Origin of the sequence: Phenylobacterium sp. (assembly GCF_036495085.1) — a bacterium.
GTDB lineage: Bacteria > Pseudomonadota > Alphaproteobacteria > Caulobacterales > Caulobacteraceae > Phenylobacterium.
Window position 1 is genome coordinate 1 of record NZ_DASXNL010000026.1, and the last position, 2853, is coordinate 2853.

A 2853-nucleotide genomic window follows, 5' to 3' on the forward strand; every position below is an offset into this window, starting at 1 on the left:
GAGCGGCACCCGGCCCGTTGCGCTGGCCACCGCCTGCACGAACGCCTCGGCCTGTTCCCGCGTCATGGAGTTCGAGGGATCGCCTTCATTGGGCTCGAGATCCAGGGCGAGGAGAGTCCGTGGGCCGGGACGGGAAGAGTCCAGGAAGAAGGCTGCCTGCTGCGCGCCGGACGAATCGCCCTTGCCGAAATGATAGGTACCCCACAGCAGTCCTGCTGCCTCGGCCTGCGACCGTCGCTCGGCACACATAGGGTCGGCAAAGAAGTCGCCCTCGCTCGCCTTGTGGATGACGGCGAGGATGTTGCTCGCGCGTACCAGCCGGAAATCGGCGACAGTGGTGTGCGCACTGATGTCGATTACCGCATCCAGTCCCTGGGGTGTGCGACCAGGCGGCGCCGGCGCGATCGGATATTCAGGCGGCGGAGTTTGAGGTGGCGGCGTTTGCGGATACTGATCCGGCGCCACGGAGGCCTGACGGGGCGCCTGAGGTGCGCTGCATCCCGTTGTCGCTGCAGCAGCCAGGCCCGCGATAACATTCCTGCGAGAAATCATGCAACCACAGTAAGGTGTTCGGCGCGCGTGGCAACGTCCACAACATGCGGCCTACATCGAAGCGGCCTCAGACTTCTTCAAGATGACGAAGGCCTTCCCGACGAGCACCTTGAATAGTGAGCCAGATCGCGACGACGAGGTGGTCAAGCGGTTTCAGCGTGTCCACTATTGGCACAAAGCGAACATGGCAAGGGACAGGAGGGATGTCCGCTCTCTGCCCAAAAGCGGTCGTCTCGAAACTGGCCCGGGCGCAAGCTGCTTGCGAGGTCACAATCTCGTGGCGGCCGCGGACGCGCAAGGTTACAGCGCTCCCGATTGCGGATCGTCGCCGCCAACGGCTGTAGTGTTAACGCGACGACGCCCAGATTGACGGCAGGGCCGAGCCTACAGAGAGCCTAACGATAGGAGAAATGGCGCGCCGGAAGAGATTCGAACTCCTGACCTTCCGTAACGTCAGCTACCGGCGCCCTAACGGCCGTGGCAGCTGCCGCGATCGTTGCGGCCGGCGTAGGTGCCGGGGTGGCAGCTGCTGGGGCTGCCGCCGTCGCGGGCGTGGCACCCCGCCCCTGCGAGCCCGTCGAGTTCGGCATCGGTGAGTGTCTTGCCGGCAGCCTTGGCCTTCGCCTTGATACGCTCCTTCGCCTCATCGGCAGTGAAGGCGTAACCCTTGCTCGCGGCGAAGGAGACCGCACGGGCAATCGGTGTCTCGTGATGCCTCTCGGCGGCGTGCTTCTCGGCCTCGGCACGCAGGGCTTCGTTGGATTGCAGATCCGCGACAAAGCGTTCGCACTCAGACATGCTCATGCAAGCCACCGTTCAAAAGACCCCAAGCCTGCCCCATACCATCATCCGCCTAGCCCAAAAGCTCATCGCTGAACGGCGCGAAATGCGGAAATGGCGCCGCTCCCGCAGCGGAGCCCAACCCTCCGCAACAATCTTGCGAACTTAAGTGACGTCAAAAGTTTCACTTGACGTTCCGAAGCAATGTTGTGGCGTATGTCGGCCGGTCCAACTGAAGGAGCGGCCGATGCCCCTCACCGAAATCGACGTCACCACCCCGAACCCGATCTTCGACAACTACTGGCGGCAGCGCGACGCCGCGAAGGCGGCCATGCCTCCCCCGCCGCCGTGGCCCGCGGTCGAGCCTGGCCTGCTGGAGGAGGAGGGCCGTCCGCGGCTGCCCGCCTTTCCTCTGACAGTCTTCCCCGGTCAGTGGCGGGAGTGGGTGAAGGACGCCGCGCAGTGGGCGGGTTCGTCGGAGGATTACATCGCGCAGGCCCTGCTGGCCTCGGTCGCCGGCCTGTGCGGCCAGGGCGTGTCGGCCCGCATCACCGAGGCGTGGAGCGAGCCGGTGATCCTGTGGCAGGCGCTGGTCGGCGGTCCGTCTTCGGGCAAGACGCCGGCGCTCGAGTGGCTGCGCCGGCCGCTCGGCACGGTCGAGCGCGTGCTGGCGCGCGAGGGCGGCGGTCCCGTGGTGGTCTCCGATGCGGCGTTGCCGGCGCTGGAGAAGGCGGTGGCCAAGCGACGGCAGGGCGTGCTGCTGTGGCGCGACGAGCCGACCGCCTGGCTGGCCGGGCTGGGGCGCAAGACCAGGCGCGACGAGAGCAACCGCGGCGCCTTCCTCGACACCTGGGGCGCGATCGGCCCGCCGTGGGGCCGCGGCGACAAGCCCGCGTTCAGCATCGTGGGCTCGCTCGATCCGGGGCGGCTGGAGGCGGCGCTTTTAGGCACCGGCGACGGCCTGGCCGCGCGCTTCCTTTATGTCTGGCCCGGCCCCGCGCCCTACCGCTCGCTGCGCGCGCTGAAGCCGACACGCGAGGACGAGGCGGTGAACGCGCTGCAGCGCATCGCCCGCGCGGTGGGCACGCCCGAGCAGCCGCTGGTGCTGGCCTTCGAGGACAGGGCGGTGGAGGTCTTCGATCGCTGCCTGGAGGGCCTGCACGGCGAGACGCTGCGTGCGCAGGGCCTCATGGCCGGCTGGCTGGGCAAGGGACGGGGCACCGTGGCGCGGCTGGCGGCGGTGCTGGCGCTGCTCGACTGGACGGCGAACCGGCCGACCAACGCGCCGCCGCCCACCGTCATCAGGGCGCAGCACCTGATCGACGCCTGGAGTCTGTGGGATCGCTACTACCGGCCGCATGCCCAGGCGGTGTTCGACCGCGCCGGGGGTGACCATCAGGGGAAGCACCAAGTGCGCCAGCACGCGCGCCGCGTGATCGGCTGGATCCGCAGGCACGACGCGACGGAACTTTCGCGCGAGGATGTGCGGCGGGACGCGCTCGGCCAGCGGGTCAAGGCCGC

The 2853-nt window shown here is 68.2% G+C and carries 3 protein-coding genes and 1 tRNA gene; 1 reads left to right on the forward strand and 3 read right to left on the reverse strand.

Features of this window, described 5'->3' with window-relative positions; genetic code table 11:
* The 3 genes from VGI62_RS04275 to VGI62_RS04285 form a co-directional block, all read right to left on the reverse strand.
* Positions 1 to 465, reverse strand: a 465-nt coding sequence (locus VGI62_RS04275; protein WP_331503153.1) for a glycoside hydrolase family 25 protein, incomplete at its 3' end; no start/stop codon positions are given.
* A 498-nt stretch (positions 466 to 963) separates the two neighbouring features.
* Positions 964 to 1019, reverse strand: a tRNA-OTHER gene (locus tag VGI62_RS04280).
* Position 1020: 1 nt separating this feature from the next.
* The gene (locus tag VGI62_RS04285; protein ID WP_331503154.1) at positions 1021 to 1356 is read right to left on the reverse strand and encodes a Nif11-like leader peptide family natural product precursor; all 336 of its coding nucleotides are present in this window, start codon (positions 1354 to 1356) and stop codon (positions 1021 to 1023) included.
* 223 nt (positions 1357 to 1579) lie between these two features.
* Here VGI62_RS04285 and VGI62_RS04290 point away from each other — a divergent pair.
* On the forward strand, positions 1580 to 2853 hold a 1274-nt coding region (locus VGI62_RS04290; protein ID WP_331503155.1), incomplete at its 3' end, for a DUF3987 domain-containing protein.